General features: G+C 41.5%; 26 protein-coding genes. 3 read left to right on the plus strand and 23 right to left on the minus strand.

Translation table 11 applies throughout. The features are described 5' to 3' along the window. Nucleotides 1-4: 4 nt before the first annotated feature. The 6 genes from C170_RS10180 to C170_RS10205 form a co-directional block, all read right to left on the minus strand. A complete protein-coding gene (locus C170_RS10180; RefSeq protein WP_036609153.1) occupies nt 5-409 on the minus strand; it encodes a DUF4259 domain-containing protein in 405 nt (134 codons plus the stop codon). A 212-nt stretch (nt 410-621) separates the two neighbouring features. After that, nucleotides 622-1,266, minus strand: coding sequence for an HAD hydrolase-like protein (locus C170_RS10185; RefSeq protein ID WP_036609155.1), 645 nt, complete (start codon nt 1,264-1,266; stop codon nt 622-624). Between the two features lie 237 nt (nt 1,267-1,503). Beyond that, nucleotides 1,504-2,223 carry a ferritin-like domain-containing protein gene (locus tag C170_RS10190; protein ID WP_051447116.1) on the minus strand — a complete coding sequence of 240 codons (720 nt, stop codon included), beginning with the start codon at nt 2,221-2,223 and terminating at the stop codon, nt 1,504-1,506. A 327-nt stretch (nt 2,224-2,550) separates the two neighbouring features. Beyond that, nucleotides 2,551-2,991 carry a hypothetical protein gene (locus C170_RS10195; protein WP_036609157.1) on the minus strand — a complete coding sequence of 147 codons (441 nt, stop codon included), beginning with the start codon at nt 2,989-2,991 and terminating at the stop codon, nt 2,551-2,553. A 372-nt stretch (nt 2,992-3,363) separates the two neighbouring features. Beyond that, on the minus strand, nt 3,364-4,764 hold the full coding sequence (locus C170_RS10200) for a DUF3883 domain-containing protein (RefSeq protein WP_036609159.1): 1,401 nt from the start codon (nt 4,762-4,764) through the stop codon (nt 3,364-3,366). Nucleotides 4,765-5,019: 255 nt separating this feature from the next. After that, nucleotides 5,020-5,244, minus strand: coding sequence for a helix-turn-helix domain-containing protein (locus C170_RS10205; RefSeq protein ID WP_036609161.1), 225 nt, complete (start codon nt 5,242-5,244; stop codon nt 5,020-5,022). 153 nt (nt 5,245-5,397) lie between these two features. On the opposite strand from C170_RS10205, the gene C170_RS10210 reads away from it, so the two are divergent. Next, nucleotides 5,398-5,682, plus strand: coding sequence for a hypothetical protein (locus C170_RS10210; RefSeq protein ID WP_036609163.1), 285 nt, complete (start codon nt 5,398-5,400; stop codon nt 5,680-5,682). 184 nt (nt 5,683-5,866) lie between these two features. On the opposite strand, the gene C170_RS10220 is transcribed toward C170_RS10210, so the two are convergent. From C170_RS10220 to C170_RS10260, 9 genes are all read right to left on the minus strand, one after another. Then, nucleotides 5,867-7,336 carry an SIR2 family protein gene (locus tag C170_RS10220; RefSeq protein ID WP_051447117.1) on the minus strand — a complete coding sequence of 490 codons (1,470 nt, stop codon included), beginning with the start codon at nt 7,334-7,336 and terminating at the stop codon, nt 5,867-5,869. 175 nt (nt 7,337-7,511) lie between these two features. Next, nucleotides 7,512-7,958 carry a DinB family protein gene (locus C170_RS10225; protein ID WP_051447118.1) on the minus strand — a complete coding sequence of 149 codons (447 nt, stop codon included), beginning with the start codon at nt 7,956-7,958 and terminating at the stop codon, nt 7,512-7,514. 216 nt (nt 7,959-8,174) lie between these two features. Next, the gene (locus C170_RS10230; RefSeq protein ID WP_036609167.1) at nt 8,175-8,816 is read right to left on the minus strand and encodes a hypothetical protein; all 642 of its coding nucleotides are present in this window, start codon (nt 8,814-8,816) and stop codon (nt 8,175-8,177) included. A 307-nt stretch (nt 8,817-9,123) separates the two neighbouring features. Further along, nucleotides 9,124-10,221, minus strand: a complete 1,098-nt coding sequence (locus tag C170_RS10235) for a Gfo/Idh/MocA family protein (RefSeq protein ID WP_036609170.1) — start codon at nt 10,219-10,221, stop codon at nt 9,124-9,126. 63 nt (nt 10,222-10,284) lie between these two features. Beyond that, complete coding sequence (locus C170_RS10240; RefSeq protein WP_036609172.1) at nt 10,285-11,457, minus strand: Gfo/Idh/MocA family protein; 1,173 nt, start codon at nt 11,455-11,457, stop codon at nt 10,285-10,287. Further along, entirely contained in the window at nt 11,454-12,368 is a 915-nt protein-coding gene (locus tag C170_RS10245) for a sugar phosphate isomerase/epimerase family protein (RefSeq protein WP_036609425.1), read from the minus strand. The genes C170_RS10240 and C170_RS10245 overlap by 4 nt, the downstream gene beginning before the upstream one ends. A gap of 341 nt (nt 12,369-12,709) precedes the next feature. After that, complete coding sequence (locus C170_RS10250; RefSeq protein ID WP_036609174.1) at nt 12,710-13,207, minus strand: metallophosphoesterase family protein; 498 nt, start codon at nt 13,205-13,207, stop codon at nt 12,710-12,712. Nucleotides 13,208-13,241: 34 nt separating this feature from the next. Next, the gene (locus C170_RS10255) at nt 13,242-13,676 is read right to left on the minus strand and encodes an Rrf2 family transcriptional regulator (protein WP_017689053.1); all 435 of its coding nucleotides are present in this window, start codon (nt 13,674-13,676) and stop codon (nt 13,242-13,244) included. 42 nt (nt 13,677-13,718) lie between these two features. Further along, nucleotides 13,719-14,096 carry a DivIVA domain-containing protein gene (locus tag C170_RS10260; RefSeq protein ID WP_017689054.1) on the minus strand — a complete coding sequence of 126 codons (378 nt, stop codon included), beginning with the start codon at nt 14,094-14,096 and terminating at the stop codon, nt 13,719-13,721. 199 nt (nt 14,097-14,295) lie between these two features. Here C170_RS10260 and C170_RS10265 point away from each other — a divergent pair, with 199 nt between their 5' ends. Further along, nucleotides 14,296-14,862 carry a TraR/DksA C4-type zinc finger protein gene (locus tag C170_RS10265; protein ID WP_036609176.1) on the plus strand — a complete coding sequence of 189 codons (567 nt, stop codon included), beginning with the start codon at nt 14,296-14,298 and terminating at the stop codon, nt 14,860-14,862. 189 nt (nt 14,863-15,051) lie between these two features. On the opposite strand, the gene C170_RS10270 is transcribed toward C170_RS10265, so the two are convergent. The 7 genes from C170_RS10270 to C170_RS10300 all read right to left on the minus strand — a co-directional run bounded on the left by C170_RS10270 (nt 15,052) and on the right by C170_RS10300 (nt 21,478). Further along, nucleotides 15,052-15,744 carry an ArsR/SmtB family transcription factor gene (locus C170_RS10270; RefSeq protein WP_036609178.1) on the minus strand — a complete coding sequence of 231 codons (693 nt, stop codon included), beginning with the start codon at nt 15,742-15,744 and terminating at the stop codon, nt 15,052-15,054. Between the two features lie 133 nt (nt 15,745-15,877). Beyond that, on the minus strand, nt 15,878-17,167 hold the full coding sequence (locus C170_RS10275; RefSeq protein ID WP_036609180.1) for an MFS transporter: 1,290 nt from the start codon (nt 17,165-17,167) through the stop codon (nt 15,878-15,880). A 262-nt stretch (nt 17,168-17,429) separates the two neighbouring features. Continuing rightward, the gene (locus C170_RS10280; RefSeq protein WP_036609182.1) at nt 17,430-17,705 is read right to left on the minus strand and encodes a barstar family protein; all 276 of its coding nucleotides are present in this window, start codon (nt 17,703-17,705) and stop codon (nt 17,430-17,432) included. A 14-nt stretch (nt 17,706-17,719) separates the two neighbouring features. Further along, entirely contained in the window at nt 17,720-18,160 is a 441-nt protein-coding gene (locus C170_RS10285) for a ribonuclease (RefSeq protein WP_036609184.1), read from the minus strand. A 270-nt stretch (nt 18,161-18,430) separates the two neighbouring features. After that, nucleotides 18,431-19,438: a Gfo/Idh/MocA family protein gene (locus tag C170_RS10290; RefSeq protein ID WP_036609186.1), complete on the minus strand. Its 1,008-nt coding sequence runs from the start codon at nt 19,436-19,438 to the stop codon at nt 18,431-18,433. A gap of 2 nt (nt 19,439-19,440) precedes the next feature. Further along, nucleotides 19,441-19,815: a helix-turn-helix transcriptional regulator gene (locus C170_RS10295; protein WP_036609188.1), complete on the minus strand. Its 375-nt coding sequence runs from the start codon at nt 19,813-19,815 to the stop codon at nt 19,441-19,443. Between the two features lie 514 nt (nt 19,816-20,329). Next, nucleotides 20,330-21,478 (minus strand): acyltransferase, encoded by a 1,149-nt coding sequence (locus C170_RS10300; protein ID WP_036609190.1) that lies wholly within the window; start codon nt 21,476-21,478, stop codon nt 20,330-20,332. Between the two features lie 72 nt (nt 21,479-21,550). Between C170_RS10300 and C170_RS10305 the strand changes: the two genes are divergently transcribed. After that, complete coding sequence (locus C170_RS10305) at nt 21,551-21,943, plus strand: YidH family protein (protein WP_235200748.1); 393 nt, start codon at nt 21,551-21,553, stop codon at nt 21,941-21,943. Nucleotides 21,944-22,120: 177 nt separating this feature from the next. Here C170_RS10305 and C170_RS10310 read toward each other — a convergent pair whose 3' ends face one another. Continuing rightward, nucleotides 22,121-22,726 carry a general stress protein gene (locus C170_RS10310; RefSeq protein WP_017689064.1) on the minus strand — a complete coding sequence of 202 codons (606 nt, stop codon included), beginning with the start codon at nt 22,724-22,726 and terminating at the stop codon, nt 22,121-22,123. Between the last annotated feature and the right edge of the window lie 189 nt (nt 22,727-22,915).

The raw sequence follows: 22,915 nt of genomic DNA on the forward strand, positions 1-22,915 counted from the left end.
TTCTTTACAATCGATTTTCTAAGTCATTTATTGTATTTAACCAGATTGGGTATTCTTCTGATTCTTCCCATAGCTCTTTTAGTTCTGAATCCTTCTTAATTTTCTTAACTGCTCGTTTAGCTTTTGAAATGAGTTTTTTTCCTTTACCTTTATGTTTATCGATCCAGTCATATAGATCCTCTGTATTACTTTGATTATTCAATATTTCTTTCCCAGGATTACCTTGTAATGCTACAAGGATCTCAATTGCGCCTAAAGCATTGGAAGCTAAATCTGACTCAATATAATCTTCTTCTAATACTTCTTCAATCGTCTCTTCAATTAATTCGATGTCATCAGAATCAAGTAAATCTGCCTTCCAATCTAATACATCATCGTTCTCGAAAATTCCAGTTCCCCATGCTCCCATCAATTAACCTCCAAAAAGTGTCATTATGTTTTAAAGCTCTTAGGGACATAACGTTCCTGTATTCATAAACCCCAAAAGGGGTTCTGCCGAAATTCCTCTCCGAAATCCTTGCAGACCAAGGCTCCGTGAAGAGCCGCTGCTTGAATATGATGTTATAGGATGTCAGCGTCTTCTTCCAAAACACTTACACAAATATTCCACTTCCCATGATGTTAAATATATTTTTTCAATTCAAGTAAATCATCAATAATATAATCCGCTTGTTTAAGCTCACATTCTTGGGCAAAGTCAAATCGACAACCAAAAGCCTTCAATCCATTGTTTTTTGCTGCATTGATATCAGAGATCCTGTCGCCAACTACAGCAGCGTTGTTGAAGTGATATTTCATAAGGATATATCTAACTAAGTCATCCTTATTCTGAGTCTCTATTTGCTGGATGCTAAAGGTTTCTGTCACCCAATTATTTAACTTGTAACAGTTAACGATAGCATTGAGGTATTCAATTAGTCCATTACTTGCAATAAAAATTAAGCAGCCTTCCTGTTTTAAAAAATCAAAAACTTCTTTGACATGCGGATAAAGCGCACCTTTGCCATAATTAATATTTGCAATTAACTTCTCCAAGAAGATTTCGTCTACAATTCGTCTGATTTCATTTGAATGGTTCGGCAATAACGTTTCCCAAACTACTGGTAGAGGAACTCCCATAATTTCACGATATTTTTGAGTTGGAGTTTCACTCGACCATTCATTACGAGACCTCAAGACAGAAAACGTTTCTTCTAACGATAACTCTAAGATTTTGTTTGTTTGAAATAGTGTACCATCCATATCGAAAATAACCGCTTCCAGCATGATTCCACTCCTATTCAGAGTTTGAATAATTTATTTTGTATTTTTATACGCTGATTTCCTATAACGTTACTGTATCCACGACGCCCCACCGACTTAATTCACGTTAGGGGCGACCGCGATGCGGTTAGTCGATGCGGATGTGTCCGCCTGATTCCACTTCCCTACCAATTCCCTTCGGGCTGAACGAAGGAGCGTCAGGACCCAAAGCTTGGATATAATGTTATCTGACGTAAACCTCTACTGTGAATTAGCTATCATCTTCTTTGTTAAGTTAAACTCATGACGGCATTCATAGTAATAACTTTTGAGTTTATATCCCCCAGCTTTAAATACAGGCTTATGTTGATACCACACTATAATTAGCGTTCCTTCAAAAAGGATTCTACGAAGGATATAAACTATTCTGTTAAAGAGAACGTTTCTATTTTGAGCAAAATTATGAAGTGTTTCGGATTGAAACTGAACATGTTTCTCCTCATCACTTAAAATCTGATTACATAAATCTATTAATACTTTTGACTTTGTAGATTTTTGCAAAGCTTTATAGTACAACTTAGCAATGATCTCAGCAGTTAATAGAACAATGACTGATTGTTCTAGACTCGCATATTGACGTAATCTTCTAAATACATTGTCCACCCAATGTCTACGAAGGAGTGGGATTCCCTGTACCTTCATAAATCTGCCTAGATCTCTAGCGTGCCTCTGTTCTTCTTTAATGAATTCTATAAGCGCTTCATAGTAATCCTGATCTTGCGTCTGATGTACATATTCTTGCGCACGTTTAATTAGATGTTTACCTTCAGAGTTTTCTCCTAATTGAAACTGTTGAATTGACTTAATGATTATTTCTCTTTCATTAGTTGTTAATTTATAGTTGTCATCCCAATGAATATATTTGAGGTTTTGATTATTTCTTCGATAATATTGAACCCATTTCGAGAAAGTGATATTCATTATTTGCTCCTAAAATGTAATAGTTTTATGTCAGATAACGTTTCAGAATTAATGAACCCCAGAGGGTTGCTGGGATGCCTCTCCGAAATCCATCTAGCAGACCAAGGCTCCACAGGAGCCGCAACGTGAATATTATGTTATCTGAATGTTCTCCACTTCATGAAATTGCCGAAAAATAATTCTATTTTAGATGTTCTTTAATGAAACGTTGGACACCCCTGCCTTAAGCTATGGCTTACTTCTAACCTCACCATTCGGGACTTAATCCTTGATATAGAATACATGCTGAACGCACAATCAAAATTTAAGAGGATTGTTGTCCTCCCTTTAATTCGCAATAGTCAAATATGTATTAATGACATGCACAATACCAAAAAGTACTGTTGGTATAATAGCCAGATAATTTTGAAGCCAAATCTCAGCTAATATAAAATATACTACCGGGAGAACGGCCATCCCCAAAAAAATAATCGAGTTTGCGTTGCCTGTAAAATACAATATCCATAGCCCATAATAAAAAATCAACATTATTGCCATACCAATTATATACGGGCATCGCATTTCAGATGCTTGTTTTGTTACAACAAATATCAGAAGAAAGAAAAATATCGCCTGACTTCCGTGCTCCAAAACATCTAAAATCAAATGGCTATTTGCATTGTTTCCTGATATATCTGACACAGGAATTAAAAAATAAAATATATTTGGTATCATTGGCAATAGAAAGATTATCAGACCCTTCCATGAAAAACCAAAATGATAATTCATTTGATCCTCTCTTTCGCATAATAGAAATATTCTTTAGTTTGCACTTTATTATGAATCCGCTTCTCTAGTATTCCTCTTGATGACCAAGGAGCATAACTAACGATGTGGAAATTTATTGTTATATGGTACACCTTCTAATATTCCGTTCATCCTGGTTTTCAACTGCTACTTTGTAAATGTATTCTTTCACCTATATTTATTATTTGTTATTAATTGGTTGACTTAAAGGGTTGCGTATAACGTTCCTGTATTCATGAACCCCGAAGGGGTTGTCTGCTGAAATCCCTCATCGGAATCCTTCCAGCAGACCAAGGCTCCGTTAGGAGCCGCTGCTTGAATATTATGTTATACGACGGAATCCCTTCTTCCGAATTAGCACTCAATATTATTTTTCTTTCTTACCTTATAGTTATAAGGCTCCAATTCATAGAGAGCAGTATCCAAAATGTTATTTATAATTTCTAAAGTTATATGCTCCTTCTCCCCCAATATATTGCCCACTCTATAAATTAAATATTTCCCCCCCCTAGTTTGACATTCTCTAGCCGTATTCACTTCATGTTGTGATATATAAAAATCACTACCTTCTTTTATTGTTGTTTTGACTTCTATGAAGATTATGTTTCCGTCATCATCATATGAAAGAATATCATACCCATTATTTGGGTCAGCAGCTTTACTATCATCGACTAAAGTGAAATAAGGTGTTTCTTTAAGTTTTTGGAGCTCATGTTCAAATACATATGCTTCTCCAAGTTTCCCTATCTGCATTTGGAATTCATGTAGTTTTAAATAATCTATAACATGAGTGACTTTACTTCTTAACTCATCAAAAGTGAACATGACTGATGAGGCACGAAGACTTTCTTCACTAACCAATTCAATTTCATTCTTCTCTATGGCTTCTTCCACTATATTATTATGCTTTTTTTTTAATGAGTCAGCACATTTAACACAAATAATACGGTTATTAACCGAACTCCAGTTAGTGGATAGGTTTGTAATATTTTGATTACATCCACTGCACTTTATCATATTCACTTTTCTAGCATTTTTTATCCTTATTGGCTTTAGATCCGATACTCCGGCAAGGATTCCAAGCTTCGAAACTATGCTGTTTAGGTTTTTAAAACCGTTATATTGCTTTTCAGAAAGATGTTCAAATACGTTTTTATATCTATCTGGAACTACATACCTTGTATTTTTATAAGTAACTATTTCCCCATCTCTGTAGTCGTCACTAGTGAGCATTAGTATTTCTCTAACTGAACATTCTGTTTCAAATAGTAAATACCACACAAATGCCATTCGAAGAGTATCGAATTTAGTAAACTCTTGATCTAATAATTTATCAATTTTTAGAATTTCACTGAAAGATAGGCTATTCTCATAAGAGAATTTTTTATCTTTAGAAGAACCTTCTACATCACTCATCTTCTTTAGAAAATGCCTTATCAAGTCATCTTTCAACCAAATTTCATTAAATCCATCAGGCTCTATAAGATCATTTGCATATAAATATTTAAAGAAGGATTCTTTGTATAAATCTTGGGTTGTTTTCTGTTCATCGTTAATATATTTTTGATAGATCAGTGAATAGTCATTAAATGTAAGATCCCGCACATTTTCCTTCTGAGTAGAAGAAAATATATCAGCTATTGAAGAAAGGTATTGTTTATAAGAGCTTTCAGAATGAAGTTTCAAATAGTTACTAATTATTTGCTTAGAATCATTATGTAGACTTGAGATAATCGTCATTGGACTTTTCTTCATAATTGCTTCTCCTTAGCATTAGACTTGATTTTCTAAAATATTCTTGAATCTACTAATAGAACTTTAAGGTGATGTTCCAAAGCCGTCAGACTTAGCTTCATGGGGTTATAAGCTAAGTCGGCTTCACTGTCTACCTGGAGGGGGTATACCACCTCCAAGGTTGTCTGCCTAATACTTTTTTTAAATCTTTCCCCGCAGACCAAGACTCCAAAATATCATGTTAAACGAATGAATTGTTTCTCGAAACGGCTCTCACTATTTGTTTCCTTCTGGTACATATTCGATCAAATCAGACAACTTACAATTAAAAGTATCACACAACTTGAAAAGTGTCTCTAATTTGGTTGTCTCTATATTAGTCTCCCTGTATAACTTGTTAATTGAGTTACGACTTAGACCTGATCTCACCATCAATTCGGTTATATCATCTATTCGATGTTCTGCCATGAGTTCTCGTATATTACACTTGATTACGTTCATCTTTTCCCCTCCATAGCTCTATCTTATCTTTCATATTAGTAATCATCAATGAAAAGCGAAGTTTTAACTCTACAAAGTCAAATATTCACCTTGCAATTAACTTTTTGAGGTTATATAATAACTCTATAGAGTTAATCAAAGGAGGAATAGGATATGGTTAATACATTAGAATCGCTAACAGAACCACTTATAAGAATACGTCTAGAATTACTCTATACTGAGCTTTTGGATTGTCATGCGGAATACACTCAGCTTTCTTCTGAGGCAGATCAATACTTTAAAACACTTCGTGATGCTTTGCCCGATCTTCAACATACGGTTTTTCTTTACGAAGATGCTCAAATTTCTCTTCAATCCATCTTAGAAAGAAGTATCTACATACAAGGTTTCAAAGATGCTCTACAACTCTTTTGTGAATTGCAAAACTCTAGCATTTAGAGGATCATATGATCCTCTTTTCTATTGTTTTTGATTCTGTCGTATAACGTCTCTTTATTCACGAGCCAGCCGAGCCAGCGTATCTGGATGGCTGGCAAATGCCGGATCGAGGACTTATGCCCACAGTGTGAATATATTGAATATATTTTATACGACGTGATCGCTCCCTGTTGTATTTTCCACATTAAGATTCTATTTTCTCTTCTTGGACTTCTTTGTCCACCATAGCTATCCTATTCCCCATAGTATCGAAAATTTCATAGCTTTGATTTTGTAAAACCTTAGTAAAAAGTTCGACAGCTTCTTGTGAATAGCGATGGTTTGCAGCCCTTCCGCGTCCCTGTTCTCTATCAACATGATATCTATTAGTTTCTTGTTTGATCTTGTATCCTGTTTCTCCTTCAATTCTCTTTATAATTGGGTCTAAATACTGCCATCTTTCTAAGCCCATTTCAATCGCTACATCATTTAAAGAATACGGGTACTGCAAGAGCAACTGCTCTGGGTTAGTTAAATTCCCTAAGCCTGCTACATTTATTTTTTCAATATCTTTCATATCTTCAATGGCCTTAAAACCTAGTTGATTAGCAAGTTTATTAATATCAGTAATTGTCCTAAAATCGATTCTATCAACTGCCAAGTTAGTAACTGTTTTACTTTTAACAATATTATAAATGTTGTTTTCTAACTCTCTAATTATATCTACTGGTTCGTTTATATTTTGTTGCAAGCTTCTAAAAATCTCTGTAAATGAGTTAACAACCAAATAATTTATTCTTATTGTTTTTCCATTTCCTAAATCAACAACTTTATCAGTTGATGGTTTCGAATGGCTTAGTATATTATTTTCTTGCCATTCTATAAACCAGATATTACTTACCGGCTCATCATCATCAGATCTGATAATTTCAGAAACATCGGAGAGAATAGATTTCACATTTTCGTCTGCAAGAGCATAGCCTAAAAAAATTATTGGGTACTCCATGAAGTATGTTAATAACTTAGCAATTAAGTATTTCTGTTTCTCCATAAATATACTGTAATCTTCGCTCGACACTACAATTTCAGACGGTTGTGTCACACAGCCATGTATCTTTAGTAAGTGTCCATAGTTTGTAGACTCTCTGGCTCTAATGACTTGTTGTCCAATAATAGGGTTATGCTTAGGGAAAATTTCTTCCATTAGTAAATCGTAATTTGTGGTTATAACTGCATGTGGAGTGATTTTCATTAAAGCTTCTAATTCATCACAATATTGATGTCCTACTGTAGAAAATCCTTTGACTAATGATGTTAAATGTTCAGCAATTCTATATTTTAAAAAGATACTTCTTGAATAATTCGTACCATATAATTCTCTCGGAAAAACACTTTCTGAGTATTTTTGCCAAGCATAGTCATAATATTCGTTAACAATTAGAGAACCAACCTGTGGCAGGTTATCCATCTTTTCTTGAGTGTAGTATCCAATGGGATATTTTTTATTAGGATTTGCCTCAATAAGATACTCAAGCAAGCCAATCCAGTTAGGAGAATTTATATACCTTCTTGAGATCCCTGCACCAACAAAAAGTATAGGTCGACTATTACTATCATTAAGAAGTGTACTAATTTTATAAAGAGAATCTTTTAAATATTCATCATAGCTATTCAATCAAATGACCTTCTCTCAATTGATGATGTTTGATATAGATTTTTCATTTAGTTCTGTCGTATAACGTTCCTGTATTCACGACTCGACGCATGTCGAGTGTCCGGCGTATGCCGGACCCAGGACGAATGTCCGCAGCGTGAATATGATGTTATAGGATGTCCATGTCTTCTCTGAATCACGCTAATAGGTTTTCGATTTGTTTCTTATGATGTTCATCATGGTGTACGAATATTTTTAGATATCTTTCATAGGTATAAGGTCGTTTATCATTGCCTATAAAAAAGTGAATTTCTGAATGATCTACCTCACGGAATTGGTTGACTAAATGGGTTCGAGTTTCAATAAAGGTTTTAATCATACTTTCTCTGTCTGTAAATTCTTTAGCCTTCTCTATTGCTTTTAAGTTATGGGTATCATGATCGACGAATCCTGGGAGTTTCACTTGGTCTTTTATGTGTGGGAGCATTGTATTTAAAGTATATGTATCCCAATTCCATAGATGGGTCACGACTTCCTTCACCGTCCACTTTCCAGGAGCAATCGACTTTTGCCAAGTCACATCATCAATTGATTTTACAAATTTATTGAAATGTTCAAACTGCTCTAATAGTTTCTTGTTCATCTTCTTTAGTCCCTCCTGAATTAACTTCGCATGGATTTCCTATAACGTCCGCTCATTCCTGATGTTCAAGCGGCTTAAGGCACTAAGTGCCAAGTCGTTAGACTTAGCCGGTTGAATGTGTCGCATGAATCAGTTTCACAATATTCTTCTGGCGACCGAGGAGCGTATGGGACGATGCAGGAATGTAATGTTAGATGATGTTCCTGTCATCCTTGTTCAGCTAACAAAGTCAATTAGTTTAACATCAAGCATCATTTGTTTGAGATTTTTCATTCTCCTATACGATAGATCCATTACTTGTTCCACTAGGGGTTGAATCATAAAATTTAAACTAAAGACCATTACTGCAATAGCCACGAGCTGGAGCACAATAAATACACCATCTGATGAATATGTGTCTAATAACCACTTAATTAATATTGTCATTATTGGAATGAGTAGTATAGTGGATATAGTGTATATCGATTTTAAAATCTTCTCACTAGACTTAAGCTGTGGTAATACCTCATCAATTTGTGAAACTAAAAGATCTATTTTATCACTACTATGAACATTCCTTGTAGTGAGGATTTGTCTCAATGTTATAATGTTATGATCATAAACATCTTCATAAGTTCCAACATGAGATCTTACAACCTTTCTTAATTCATAACCAAAATAAAACCCACCACCGCTTCCAAATAAATATGCTAACCATTGAACCCATTCATAACTATAAAATATAGAAATAAATATTGAACCTATCACCAACATTAGTATGAAAGAAAAAACAACCCAAACATACCATCTGAGAAATCTTACATAAGTACTTGATCTAATAGAATCTCTTAAATAATCATCAAAAATAATCCAGTGCATTTTATTTCCTCCTTTTTCTTATTTCGCAGGAACTTCATCTAACATCATATATACGAACTTCGTAAACACCTCTCTTTTTAACGAATATCCGAACTACATATAATATAACCCATAATAATCCATCTGCGAAGTCACGAAAGTACTCAAAAAAGCAGCCCGAGTGAACTGTCCTATATGTTAGCCATAACTAACACGTTGGATACAGTTTAACACCTGGGCTGCTCTTTCCTCACTCAACAATAGAAGAATCGCCGATAACCTTCAGTGATCAAACTTTTCTCCCCTTGCGATCCTCCACACAAAACATTTACTTCGCTCCGCTACTCCACACCACGCGCTCGCTCATCGCTTTATGTTGTGCAATCAGACAGAGTTCTGCGGCTTTGAATGCATGTTCCTGTGTCATGGCTGTCTCGGTGCGATCCAGACAATCGCGAATGAGTTGGCCGAAGAACGGGTAACCTACCTTGCCTTTTACATTGTAGCGGTACTCCCCTTCATGATTGACCAGGTACACCTGATCCCCCTGAGGTTCCCTTGCGATGTCGATATACTTCCGCAGCTCGATATAACCGTCCGTTCCAAGAATAACTGTACGCCCATCCCCCCATGTGCCCAGACCATCCGGTGTGAACCAGTCCACTCGGAAGTAACCGGACGCTCCGTTGTCCCCGATCAGAGAAGCTTCGCCGAAGTCTTCCAGTTCCGGGAACTGTGGGTGATTGAAGTTATGCACACGACTGAACCCTACCTCAGCGTCCGTACATGAAGCAAACGTCAGAAATTGTTCGATCTGATGACTCCCGATATCACAGAGAATGCCGCCATACTGCTCATGCTTGAAGAACCAGTCGGGTCTTCCTCCGGCATTTAAGCGATGCGGGCCTGTACCCATAACTTGCACTACTTTGCCGATTGCCCCCTGTTCAATGAGTTGCCCCGCATAGATCGCACTTTCTACATGCAGTCGTTCACTGTAATACACCATATACTTCTTGCCTGTCCGCTTCACTTCTTCTCGTGCAAGCTTTAATTGCTCCAGCGTGGTAAATGGGGCTTTGTCTGTAAAATAATCCTTGCCTGCGGCCAGAACTCTCATGCCAAGCGGCGCACGATCTGAAGTGATCGCTGCACTTGCCACCAATAACACCTCATCATCTGCAAGCACTTCGGCTTCAGATCCAGCAACTTGAGCCTGTGGGAACTGCTTCCTAAATGCCTCTACCTTCGCCGGGTCCGGATCATACACCCACTTGAGAGTAGCTCCAGCCTCCAACAATGCCCCAACCATGCCGTAGATGTGTCCATGATCCAGCGCAACAGCAGCAATCGTGAACTCACCCGGACCACATACGACCTCTTTTGTAACACTTTTTGGTGCATAAAACATCCCGTCTTTAGCCATGTCATCCCATCCTTTTTATAAAATGTTGATTACAATGAACTCGTCTTACATAACAAATCGTCTTCATTTAAACGTCTGACTCAAATCAGCAGGTTGACTGCCACTGAATGCCTTGTCTTTCTTCGTCGTTGATCCAGCAATGCGTTCCTGCAGATGCTCATAGAACAGATCCTCATCGATCGGCAGATCCACCCAGTTATCCGTCCAGGTGGACAGCAACATAGCGTTCGATAACGTCAATCCGTGTATACCATCCTCACCGGGAGCAATAAGTGGTACGCCTGTACGAATCGCATCAACCCAGTTACGAATCAGACCCGGGTGACCCGTTTCCACACCTGTAATCGGAATCTCGCATTTCCAGCATTCTGGCTGTCCAAAACCTCCGGTAAACCGCTGATTGAATTCAGGCTCAGATTCCCGAAGTCGCCAGAACGTAAGTTTTCCATCTTCGATCACGATTTTACCCCGGTCTCCGTTGACCTCGAATCGATTGGTACCCGGTGCTTCTCCAGTAGTCGTTACGAAGACACCCGTTGCTCCATTTTCATACTCCACATAAGCTGTTACATCATCTTCCACTTCAATGTTCCGATACTTGCCAAACGAACAGAAAGCACGCATTCGCACCGGCATCATGCCAATGGTCCACTGCCACAGATCCAGTTGATGCGGGTCCTGGTTAATCAGTACACCGCCCCCTTCACCTGCCCATGTTGCCCGCCAGCCGCCGGAATCATAGTAACTTTGGGATCGATACCAGTTCGTAATAATCCAGTTGGTACGCCGTACCTCTCCCAGTTCCCCTGAAGCAATCAAGTCTCTCAGTTTAATATAGAGTGGATTGGTCCGCTGGTTGTACATCATGGAAAAGACTTTACCGCTGGCTGCGGCCGCTTCATTCATCTTGCGTACCTGTTTCGTATATACACCGGCCGGCTTCTCGATCATGACATGCAAGCCATGCTGGAAAGCCTGAATGGCTTGTTCCGGATGATCATAATGCGGCGTTGCAATAATGACTGCATCAATCGTACCCGAAGCCATCATCTGCTCAGCATCCTGCCAATAGGTGACCGTTGCTGGAAGGTGACTGGATACCCAGCTCTCCATCTCTCTTCTTACATCACATACGGCGACCAGCTCTGCACCGGGTACTTCTCCAGCCACCAACGTTCTGGCATGTGCTGCTCCCATGTTTCCTATACCAATCACCGCTACTCGTACGATACTCATGACTGCTCCTCCTCGTCCACACGACGCTCAATTTCGGCGAAAACGTCTGCAAAATGCTGTAACATCGCCTTGGATTCCAAGGCACCACTAAAATCCTCTATTCCGTAGTATCCGTCATACCCGACGGCACGAAGATCCCGCACCATCTGTACCCAATCAACCATACCTTCAGTCAGCGGCGTCCAGTGACATTTCCAGGCTGTATTCAGAGCCACTCCGCTGCTCTTCTCAGTCACATTAGCCTTTTGCGAATCTTTCCCTTCTGCTTCAAACCACCCGGCATTTTTTACATGTACATGAGCCAGATAAGGGCCCAGCAACTCAAGTCCCATTCGATGATTCTCATATCCTTCATGTACCATATTGCCTGGATCGTACAATACACCAACATGCTGCGGGTCGAGCGATTGCACAAGCCGATAGGCCAGCGATGCCGTCGGTGCAATCGTCTGGTGATGTGTCTCTACAATCGCCTTGATGTTGTACTGTTTGGCCAAATCCTGTACTTCACTCAGGTAATCAACGGCTTTACGATACAACTCAGGATAACTGGTCTTGCGATCATATCCAGGAACACCTACACGCATCATAGATGCTCCCAATCCAGCCGCAGCCTGAAACGCCTGCTCGGTGGCAGGCAGATCTCCACAATTCAGATACGGTACAAGTGCGGTGGATTTCCTTCCTTGCCCTATCGCTGCTTTACGAAAAGCAGGAACCTGTTCCTCCCAGCGGCTCGGATCTACGGAGCATCGATTATTTCTCCAGTAAGAAGGCTCTTCAGACATAGCATCTTCAGGAATTCCACGGAATCTCCACTCAATTCCATCAATTCCCGCTGCTGCCGCAGCCGATGCCAGTTCTTCTGCATTCAGATCAGGGGTAGCCACCGTGAATACAGACAGTTTCATCATGATCCATCTCCTTATGTAAACGTATTCATTTCATGTCGTAAAGGCATTGTATCACTCCACTGAACGTCACCATAGGGGAAAACGCCAACAGATGAATGACAGATAACGAACAGAGCACATTCCCCATTCAGAGATAACTTCCAAGAGAATGATGTGATCAAAAATCAAAAAAGACATCCCTGGAACAGATTTTAAATCTGCTCAAAGATGCCTTGTACAATAATCATATATATAAGATGAAATTTAAGGAAAAGGTTCCCTGTCCGTTATCCATTCGAGACTTCAGTAGCTGGTTCTGGTTCTTGCACTCGTCCAACTTGCAACCAGCGCATATCTCTCTAATCCCGATCAAAGAAAACGTGTTCAGCCTGTATTTTCCCCTGTTCTATTGTCATGATGCCAAATGAGTATTGTTTCTGAAAACGCCGATCCGTAGGCGACCCGGGATTAAATACCAGCGTGTTGTCCACGGTATGCATCACCGGGATATGTGAGTGTCCATAGATCACAGCATCCACATGCTGGCCTGCAAACGTATGAATTGCATTCTGCTCCGTACCCTTTGATCCCAGATGACCGTGCACTAGCCCCAGACGAAGCCCTTCCACTTCAACAATACGGGAATATCCCAGTTTTTCAGCGATTTCGGACGGGTCTGTATTACCCGCTACCCCTTCAACTGGTGCATACTCACTAAGCAATGGGTACACACTCCAATCCGACCAGTCACCGGCATGAAGAATGAGATCGGCACTCGGCAATACATCCAGGAGCCTAGTCGGTAACTTCCGTGATTTACGTGATAAATGTGTGTCGGAGATTACTACAATTTTCATATAACAACCCACCTTTCCTTCGTCTTATTACAATCTATTCTGTCTGCGATGGAACAGCTTGCATCTGAGTACATGAACGTTCCATATCTTCGAGTGTAATGGATGCAAAGAACTGCTCCACCTTCGCCTCGGCAACCTGATACAGATTGGTCAGCAAGCTGTCTATATGCAAGCCCACTTCACAATCCGGGTTACAATTGCCGTGAATCGGGAACAATGGACCTTCGTCCTTGGCAGCCTGATAGATCATGGCTAATGTGATTTCACTTGATGGCTTCGCTAAGTAAAAACCTCTTGTTCCAGGAGAGGAGTTCACCAATCCTGCCTTTTTCAGCCCGCCCAGAATACGTCTAACGACGACAGGGTTGGTATTCACGCTACCTGCAATATGTGCAGACGTGATTCGTTCAGGCGCGCTGAGTGACAATAACAACAAACAATGCACACTGACCGAAAAATGAGTACTCATGATTAACCACCTTTATTTAATATAATCCAGGACATGCTGACGTTATTCAGAGAACAGATCCTTTTCGGGACGTGCTCTGATCTTGAGCTGTCGCACACTGTATTCCAGTTGTTTCACAATATCATCCAGTTGTTTGCGATCAATCTTGGTTGGATCTTCCACCGGTTTCGCGGACGACTTGAGATCGCGGATCGTTAACTGCTGTTCTTGCCATTTGTCCATCAGATCTGCAATATTGGCATAGAAACGTTCGTAATCTTTGATGACCAGATCAAGATAAGCATCTACCTCATCCGGATCATAACCACGAAGTTTATAATTAAATTGTTTTTCATGAATCGATAACGCATCTAGCTGCACACCCAATTGTTTGAACAATTGTCTTTGTTTATCCAATCTTCGTTTCATATGTTCATCCATATTGACAACCTCCATTATAAGCCAAGCCGTAGTTCTATTTCTTGGGAAGAACACACGGCAATTTCTCTCTCTATTTTTTATAACACATAATCCGTCAGATATAAAACGATACAGCCCTATTCCTCACCAAAATGATTGCTTTTCTTCCAATTCGGGTAAAGACACACTACACCCCACAACGGGAAAGGAGCATGTCCTTATGAGTACATTAACTAAAGATCAACATCAAATACTGAAAAACGCCCTTTTGGAGCAACGTGAAAACTTGCAGCGTCATTTTGAATCCAGCATGGAAGACGGTGCTCCAGTCGAGTCGCTGAAAGATTCAACCGGTGAGCTGTCCTCCTATGATAATCATCCGGCAGATGCCGGTACGGAAACATTTGAACGTAGCCGTGATCTGGCGATTGACGATACATTAACAGACGAATTCAATCAAGTGAACGACGCATTGGAACGTATGGAGCAAGGTACATATGGAACCTGTGTAACGTGCGGAGAAGATATTCCCTTCGAACGACTTGAGGCTATCCCTTATACCGCTTACTGTATTGACGACACGCCTAACCGGGAGATCAGCAACGATCGGCCCGTTGAAGAAGAGGTAATGACCATGCCTCCGAGTGGTGCTGGAGAAGGAAGACAGCAGCGGGCCGGCAAGTTCGACAACGCAGATGCCTGGGAAGCGGTCGAAGAATATGGTACATCCAACTCCCCCGCAACCGCAGCTAAACGTGATGTGAAGGGCTACGATGAGAACATGTAACTTTGTTATGAACCGAAACGTTAAGCGTCAAAATTGATTGATTCCATAGACCGCTCCACCATTAGCCTTCCTTATCACGCATTAAAAAGCCGCCATTGGGCGGCTTTTTCTAGTTTTCTCCATAGCAGTCTCTCACATTTGCCGTTACTTGCTTCCTGCGATAACGCTAAACCCATGTATTCCATCCATTTATTCTTCCGACTCACTACCAGATGATGCAGATTCCTGCCGCTTAGACACAGATCGAGACGTTTTCGGAGTTGCTTTACCCATACTGGACGTAGCTTTCTTTTTCTCTTTTGCATCTGTCTTAGAAGCAGGTATTTTCACTATAGGTTTAGAGAGAGCAGAGAATAACTGAAAGACCTCATGTTCCCCTTGTCGATTCTCTTTTGTAGTATAGGGTTCACAGAGTTTTATGATGTTTTTATACAGCTGCTCTACTTCCTCACGGGTTGCATACAGCGTGATGTCCGAGAGAAACATCCGATCTTCGTTTTCCGCCTGATGCATGAATCGCTGACGACTCTGTTCGAACATTTCATTTAATAATTTGAGCGTCTCGGACCGAAACACCTGTTTCAATGGAGAGTTTTCCTTGTCTTCATCTTCGTGACGGAGATGGATCTCTCCGGTGAATGGTTCGTAGTATTTTGCGATAATCCCATTAATCTCACGTGTGGAAACGATGGTCAGCAGACCAATTTTCTCCAGCTTTTTTACATGATAGTGAACTTTGGCTGGCACCTCACCCATCTGGTCGGCGATCTCTTTAACAGTGGATGGTCTGCCCTGCTTGTTAAACATATTCATAATCTGTATCCGATACGGATCGGAGTAGATTTTAATTTCTTCAATTGTTGAAAGAACCTTGTGCTCCATCCCTGTATCCTCATTTCCGGGGTACCTGTTGTCCATCGATATCTCTATTATACCGTTGCGTCAGGACTTCGGTCAAAACGAGCGAGAAATGACTTGATACAGAAAATTGGCTAATGATCACTTCTGAATATCTTCACAGGGCACTTCGAAAACTTTTGCTAAATAACAGCATACCTGCTGACATGGCAAGCATAATACCGAAAACGATAAAAAGAACAGGCATGGTCATCCAATCTGCAAGTGCTCCCGAAACCAGACTGCCAAGTGGTGCAACACTCAAGACGAGCATACTCTGAAGGGCATAAACTCTACCCAGCATCTCCGAAGGGGTCACTTCCATAAGATAGGTGGCCAGCGGTGTTGTAGCCAGCGGAATCCCCATACCCATCAGTAGACAAAAGGCCGCTGCAACCGGCAGTTGGAAGGAAGTCATATAAGCGGGTAGTGCCGTCATCGCATAACTGAGACCCAACATGACAATACCGCTGATGACCAGCACACTTTTACGATAATTCGCTCCCCTTTGTGTCAACCATACACCACTGAGCAACATACCTCCCACCATCAGCCCACTAAGCAGACTTAATCCCCCAGCGCCAGCATGCAACGTTTCAATGACATAGGGTGTACGAAGAACATTAAACGGCATCAGGCAGAAATTAACGAAGGCAAACAGGATGGAGACAATTAACAATAAGGCATGTTTACGGAGAAAATGAAAAGCTTCCGCCATTTCGGAGAATATACTACTTTTGTCGGATGAAAGAGAATTCATTTCAGTTAATGTTTCATCTTCATTGTTAGCAGATGTTGAGACTTCAGGGTAGCCTACTCGGCTCATCATTAAAGCACTTAACGCAAACAACCCCGCATCAATCAAGATCGTCCAGGCAATGCCTATTGTAGCAATAAGGGCACCAGCCACTGCAAGTCCTGCGAGTTCGGCCACTCTGGTTGCGGAAGAGGACATCGCATTACCCGAAAGCAGCATCGATTGGGGAAGCAATCGGGGGACACTGGACACTTCCGCAGGAGTAGTGAAACATTCCAGCAAAGAAATCAGAATTGTAATGACAAACAGATGCCAGACTTCAAGTTGGCCCAATCCAAACAGCAGAGCTGTAATACCCACCAACAACCCGCGACCCGTATTCGTAATCACAATCACTTTTTTGGGAGACATGCGATCAACCAAAGCCCCGGCGAACAGACCCAGAAGGATATTGGGCAAAAAATTTACCGCCAGCAACGTACCCATCAGCACTTTCGAACCGGTTAGAATGTATACCATCCAACTGTAGGCAATCGAGTCAATCGAATCACCAAATCTGGATACAACTTTACTAAGCATAAATTGCATGTACGGTCTGATTCGTATTAACTCACCCATACCTTGCTTGCCAACTACTGTGTTATCGCTCATCCCTTTTCACTCCTCAACGTTAAAATATTTTTCATGTTAATTTTATTTTAACGTAAGTTATGCAGAAATCAATACCTCCGTGAAAATAATTTTAACGGCAAGGAAAAAAAGTAAAATCTCGTTCTTCTTTCAGATGATTCGTAATCAACACAAAGACTTTTGGGACAACCTTTTTGAACAACCTCCTATAATACAAAAAAAACAGACCACAAGTGGTCTGCTCGGCTGGACATATTGTATTTGAACTGCCTTTATTGGCTGACTACTTCTCAACACGCAATTGAAATCCAGACTGTTCAGCCTGTACCTCCAACATCAAATCACGTACCCGGACTGCTTCATTCCCCAGTCGTTCTTCGCTGATTTTGTAGTTGGTCCATTTTAGCTCAAGTGGAAGTTCAATCGTACCCGTCAGACAATCCCACAATGCATCAAGATTACCGCCATAAAAATCCGGTAGCTTCAGCTTGTCCTTTATTTGTTGATGAAGTTCAGCGCTACTCGCAAAGTCTTCTCCATCCAGAATCACGGTATTCATGGCTGCTCCTTCCTCTATTTCAAACGTGTAAATGATGCATAGTGATCTGTCGTTTTGTAGATGAGTCCATCATTGGAGTACACAATCCGATCCGAATTACGGAAGCCGGAAGTATAGTTAATATCCGCTTCGCGCCATGTACGTCCGCTGGCCGAAGGCAGCAGACCCTCCCGATTGCCAAATGTATCCCCACCGATGCTTTTCCCAGGAGCAACTACAGCCAAGTTTCCTTTTGACGCTACCCAGCCAAGTCCTGTTGCCTGTGATTTGGTAATAAAGTTACATGGCAACGTTCCATTTGCACTCAAATAATTTGCTACACCTGTAAACGTATTGATGATGGTACATGTTGCAGCAGATGCCTTCTGCTGTGCGACTGGAGTGAACTGTGAACCTGTGAGGAAAACAAACGTTAACAACAATGCCAGTAATGCGGTGGATATCAATTTTTTCATCAATCCGGCCTCCCGATCCCTCAAAGTAGATGAACGTTGTCACGATATGCATAACTGTAAGCTGTAACGGTCTAGTTGTATGTTCTGCTAGATTATAGTAAACAAGTCATCTCATGACTATTTATATCACATCATTTTGGTAGAAATATCAAATAAAGACGTTGAATTTGTAAAATATTATAATGGTAACATTTTAAGACAGAAAAAAGACTCTCATCCCTGAAGATGGAGTCTGCATTTACTACTATGTTTAAACTGACCTGACCTAATCTAACCGATCAATTTCACACGTTGACGAGTTCGAGCCGATTCCAGGCACGCATCAATAACGCGCATGTTTTGAATGGTATTTTCCGGACTGAAAGGTAAGGCCTCTCCTTCAAGCACAGCCGTTGCAAACGTCTCCACCTGAAGCACATAGGAATTCGACACGGATACACGTTCCTCACGGCTGACCGAATCGGTGTGCACAATAATCTGAGGTGGAATATCACTGTTCTCCCAGCCAAACACTTTTGGTAGTTCAATCCGCCCTTCCGTCCCGAGAATCTCCATCTCCGCTCGACCTGAAGCCCACATGCCACAGTCAAAAGTTAAAGCTACCGAATTCGGAAATTCTACCAGTCCCGACGCCATCATATCCACGCCATCATGCTCGTCCGAGAATAGAGCGTGAACTGTCACCGCTTCCGGTTCCTGTCCCAGATACATCCGGGCTGCCGAGATCGGATACACGCCAAGATCGAATAATGATCCGCCGCCCATCTCTCTTTTGAACCTTACATTTTCCTTGTCATCAGCGGTATTACAGGTAAAGTTACCATGGATGGCTCTGACGATGCCAATCTCTCCACTAGCTATAATCTCTTGCACACGTCTGTGCTTGGGATGATATCGATACATAATCGCTTCTGCAAAAAGAACACCATGCTGATGACATACCTCGATCATTTCTGCCGATTCATCTGCATTCAAGGCAGCCGGTTTCTCACACAACACGTGTTTGCCAGCCTGTGCCGCTTTGATGGTCCATTCTTTGTGCATATGGTTAGGCAAAGGAATATAGACGGCTTCAATGTCCGGATCAGCGATGAGCTCTTCATAACTGCCATACGATCTGGCAATGCCGAGTTCTTCGGCAAGGGTTTCTGCCTTTTCTTTGCTGCGGCTGGCAATTGCCAACACCTCACCACGTTCAGACTGCTGGATCGCCGGAATGACTGCATTTTTGGCAATGGTTGACGTACCGAGTACACCCCACTGTAACTGTCTGTTCATGCTCATCTTCCTTTCGTACCGTAATTGTCCTCTTCTGCCTTGTGTAACATGCCGAGACAACGATCCAGATCCGTTTTGACCTGTTTCTTGTATAACTCAGCTTTTTCCGCACCATCATCCGTAAAATGATATAAAACGATTTCCTGAAAATCGACCTTTGGATCATTGCCCTTCAGCTTCTTCGTGCGATAAAAAACACCTTGCTGTACCAATTCATGCAGTGCCCGATATACCTCGCTCTGGGGTGGTACATAACCGTAGTCTTTGAATTCCTGCTTCATCGCCTCCAGCATCTCGTAACCATACCCCCTGTGCTGTTCAACCATCGTAATCAGATACAGCTTGATAAATGCCCGCTGTGCAATCATAAAAGCCACGTTCATTCCCCTCCTGTCAGAACCTATATATCTAGTATTATAAAACTTATGTTCGGGTTCTGCCATCTTTCTCCGCTTTGCCTCCCTTTTATCCATCTTCAAGGAGGGCGAGCAAGAAATCGTGTGAATACGCGTTAACCTGGGGGAAGCACGGAAAAAGGTTTTCTGTTGTGAATTTTTCAGGTAATGAAATTTTAATTTTTATTCAAAAGAATCAATTTCATAATACTTTTAGCTGCTTCAATCAAGGCTGGATATAGATCGAAACGGTTCAATTTGTCTATATCCAGTTACAGAAACTCATTTTTAGTGAGTTATGAAATTGATTCAAAAGTTGTTTATTTCAGGGCTCAGGGTGTCGTGAGATCGAATTTTAATGACAAGAAAGTCTGTGCAAAAGCTATAAAAGCTGTAATACCTGTGCTCTGTATCTTGTGTTCGTATACTCTCGTACTCCCGTACACTTCTGTGCGGCTGTGGTGATCTATTGTGAATTTTTCATATGTTGATGTTTTCATTTATTGCGGACAGATTTCGGTACGGCTCCCACAATCCATTTGCCCCAGCTTACACGCGAGATAAGCCATGTCACTACACAGGATAATGTAAGAGCCAACAACCAGGTGATGATCATTCGGACGACAGGGTTCCAACCCATAGCAACGTAAAACAACTCATCCGGAATGTAGCTATACCGCAGCATCAACATATGCATCAGATAACCGCCATACGATACACCACCAATCCATCCCAGCAATCGTGTAGCCATGAGGTTATGAAGTTTTCCTGCCAACTGGTACATGACCATAATGGAAGCGATCAGAAAGAGTGCCATATCAGGGCGGATCAAGCTGACTGTGTAGAACGTAATTTTGATTCCCTCCGGCTTTTGAAACTCCAGCATTAATAAATAAGTAAACCGCAGACCCAGAACAATAAACACTGTCCAGTATATCCAGCGCAATCGATGAATCCATTCATTCCAGTGCTGGACGGATAACCCCGCTGCTGCACCAAGTACAAAATAAATAAAGAAATAGAGGAAATTACGGTCTGCATACGTTGTAAAAGCATCTGTCAGCACCGGGATATTCAGCCGTTCCATGAACTTGGCGATGTTTCTTAATTGATCCGCAAGTACAAGATACACCACACCAGAAATCAATAATGCGATCAAGCGCCCCTTGGCCTCATATCGGTTATATACATAACGAATGGCTCGCAAAAAGAGCGGAAATAACAGATAAAACTGAATCAACATAATGATGTACCAAAAGTGTGAAGTCGTTTTGCCCGTAAGCAACTTCAGGCCTAGGTCCGGGATGTCATTCCATCCAAATCCGGTCCAGCCCCGCGGTGCAAGTGTAAAATAAATGAGTGACCAGATCAGATAAGGCACGATCACGTCGTTTACTCTTTTTCTCATAAACTTGCCGTAATTCAGCTTGTCTCCCGTGTTATAAAACAGCACCATACCTGTTATGAATATGAATAAAGGAACTGCAAATTTGGAGAGCATCAGCAGTATGGCCAGTAACACGCCATCCTCCAGTCTCGTTTCCGGGACTAATGAGTAATGTGCGATGGAATGCTGAAGAACCACCGCTCCAAAGGCAATTCCCCTTAAGCTCTCTATTTCTGTAATTCGTTCTTTGCGAGGCATACATTCAGCCATCCTTTCTTGGTTTTGCGATAAAAACAAAGTACAATGAAGCCGTATATTTAATGAACGGGGTTGATTCACATTTCTTTAACAGACAAAGACGTAACCACTACCGATTCCAAGTATGTCCAACAACATCTGGCTAACGAGCGAACTTTTCTGGCCTGGGTACGCACCGGTATTGCCATGGCGGGCATCGGCTTTCTTGCTGCCGGATTTGGCTTCAATTCGTCGGCGTATGACCGGCTTGCACATATTGCGGCGATTATTACGGGTATCACTTCTCTGATTGGCGGCATATCCATCATTGTGTATTCGGCAGCAGCGTATCATCGGAAACGTACACAAATCAATGAACAGACGTTTCAGGCATCGACCGGATTAATCCGGTTTCTTACCATGATGCTACTGGTGATTGGACTCGCTTTGGCTGTACTGTTATATGTATTGTTATTCCCTGGTTGACTGGGTAAAAACACCATCCGACATTATTGACATCCACCCATATGCAACACAGGGACAAAAGCCGGCTTCCCTTAAGGAAACCGGCTAATGACCATCTGGTGGATCATATATGTCATTCCATTTTGCAGATAATAAGTCATTGGGTTTTATTTCATATCGATTATATTCGCGGCAAGATTACAGGAATGTATTGTTACCGAATCGCGCTGCCTTGTTTTGAGCTTCCAATCTGCGTTCTTCCATATCCAGATCCGGGCGTTCGGCTGGCACATCTCCGCGATGAGCTGCTTCGGCTCTGTCTCGGTTAAGCTGGCTGTTGCCACTGAACACATCGTACACATCGGAGTCCCGATCCGTAGAATCTACGAGCAGCAGGATTTTACCATTCTGTACATACTCCTCATACTGTTTAGCGTCCTCTTCCGGAATACCAAGACCCACAAGTCCACCCACCAATCCGCCAGCTCCTGCACCCACAGCTGCACCGGTAAATGCTGCCGCGATAGGGCCTGCGGCCAGAATCGGTCCTATGCCGGGTATGGCTAGTGCACCGATACCTGCGAGCAGACCGGCTACGCCACCAAGGACACCACCTGTTGCTGCACCAGCAGCCACGCCCTCAGGGGCTTTGGTACCTGTCTCTTCCCGAATTGCCTTCAGTTCATCCCGATCTTGTGTAACAACGGAGATTTCATCTGAAGTGAATCCTTGTGCTTTCAAACCCTCGATAGCCTGCGATGCTTCACGTTCTGTATTAAACACACCTACGATTTTCTTCTGCATAGTGAATCCCTCCTCATATTATTGAGTGGTTCGCTATGTTATTACCCGCCTAAGATTCTTTTAAACGTTTGCAAGTCAATATACTATGTGTTGATAGTAAAAAATTGCTGAGGTTCATTCCTTTATACTCCTCATCAGGGTGTGCTTTCAAACCCAGGTATGTGATACGTTGTTGTCAGGCATGCTCTA

It is taken from the genome of Paenibacillus sp. FSL H7-689, from assembly GCF_000517905.1.
Lineage (GTDB): Bacteria > Bacillota > Bacilli > Paenibacillales > Paenibacillaceae > Paenibacillus > Paenibacillus amylolyticus.

Bases quoted from the DNA above. Each gene is read 5' to 3' on its own strand.
- C170_RS10285 (WP_036609184.1), bottom strand. From the start codon at position 18,160: ATGAAAAAATTGATATCCACCGCATTACTGGCATTGTTGTTAACGTTT.
- C170_RS10235 (WP_036609170.1), bottom strand. From the start codon at position 10,221: ATGGCTAAAGACGGGATGTTTTATGCACCAAAAAGTGTTACAAAAGAG.
- C170_RS10265 (WP_036609176.1), top strand. From the start codon at position 14,296: ATGAGTACATTAACTAAAGATCAACATCAAATACTGAAAAACGCCCTT.
- C170_RS10310 (WP_017689064.1), bottom strand. From the start codon at position 22,726: ATGCAGAAGAAAATCGTAGGTGTGTTTAATACAGAACGTGAAGCATCG.
- C170_RS10290 (WP_036609186.1), bottom strand. From the start codon at position 19,438: ATGAACAGACAGTTACAGTGGGGTGTACTCGGTACGTCAACCATTGCC.
- C170_RS10245 (WP_036609425.1), bottom strand. From the start codon at position 12,368: ATGAAACTGTCTGTATTCACGGTGGCTACCCCTGATCTGAATGCAGAA.
- C170_RS10225 (WP_051447118.1), bottom strand. From the start codon at position 7,958: ATGAACAAGAAACTATTAGAGCAGTTTGAACATTTCAATAAATTTGTA.
- C170_RS10240 (WP_036609172.1), bottom strand. From the start codon at position 11,457: ATGAGTATCGTACGAGTAGCGGTGATTGGTATAGGAAACATGGGAGCA.
- C170_RS10210 (WP_036609163.1), top strand. From the start codon at position 5,398: ATGGTTAATACATTAGAATCGCTAACAGAACCACTTATAAGAATACGT.
- C170_RS10195 (WP_036609157.1), bottom strand. From the start codon at position 2,991: ATGAATTATCATTTTGGTTTTTCATGGAAGGGTCTGATAATCTTTCTA.
- C170_RS10185 (WP_036609155.1), bottom strand. From the start codon at position 1,266: ATGCTGGAAGCGGTTATTTTCGATATGGATGGTACACTATTTCAAACA.
- C170_RS10260 (WP_017689054.1), bottom strand. From the start codon at position 14,096: ATGGATGAACATATGAAACGAAGATTGGATAAACAAAGACAATTGTTC.
- C170_RS10230 (WP_036609167.1), bottom strand. From the start codon at position 8,816: ATGCACTGGATTATTTTTGATGATTATTTAAGAGATTCTATTAGATCA.
- C170_RS10250 (WP_036609174.1), bottom strand. From the start codon at position 13,207: ATGAAAATTGTAGTAATCTCCGACACACATTTATCACGTAAATCACGG.
- C170_RS10205 (WP_036609161.1), bottom strand. From the start codon at position 5,244: ATGAACGTAATCAAGTGTAATATACGAGAACTCATGGCAGAACATCGA.
- C170_RS10180 (WP_036609153.1), bottom strand. From the start codon at position 409: ATGGGAGCATGGGGAACTGGAATTTTCGAGAACGATGATGTATTAGAT.
- C170_RS10255 (WP_017689053.1), bottom strand. From the start codon at position 13,676: ATGAGTACTCATTTTTCGGTCAGTGTGCATTGTTTGTTGTTATTGTCA.
- C170_RS10200 (WP_036609159.1), bottom strand. From the start codon at position 4,764: ATGAAGAAAAGTCCAATGACGATTATCTCAAGTCTACATAATGATTCT.
- C170_RS10270 (WP_036609178.1), bottom strand. From the start codon at position 15,744: ATGGAGCACAAGGTTCTTTCAACAATTGAAGAAATTAAAATCTACTCC.
- C170_RS10190 (WP_051447116.1), bottom strand. From the start codon at position 2,223: ATGAATATCACTTTCTCGAAATGGGTTCAATATTATCGAAGAAATAAT.
- C170_RS10275 (WP_036609180.1), bottom strand. From the start codon at position 17,167: ATGAGCGATAACACAGTAGTTGGCAAGCAAGGTATGGGTGAGTTAATA.
- C170_RS10300 (WP_036609190.1), bottom strand. From the start codon at position 21,478: ATGCCTCGCAAAGAACGAATTACAGAAATAGAGAGCTTAAGGGGAATT.
- C170_RS10280 (WP_036609182.1), bottom strand. From the start codon at position 17,705: ATGAATACCGTGATTCTGGATGGAGAAGACTTTGCGAGTAGCGCTGAA.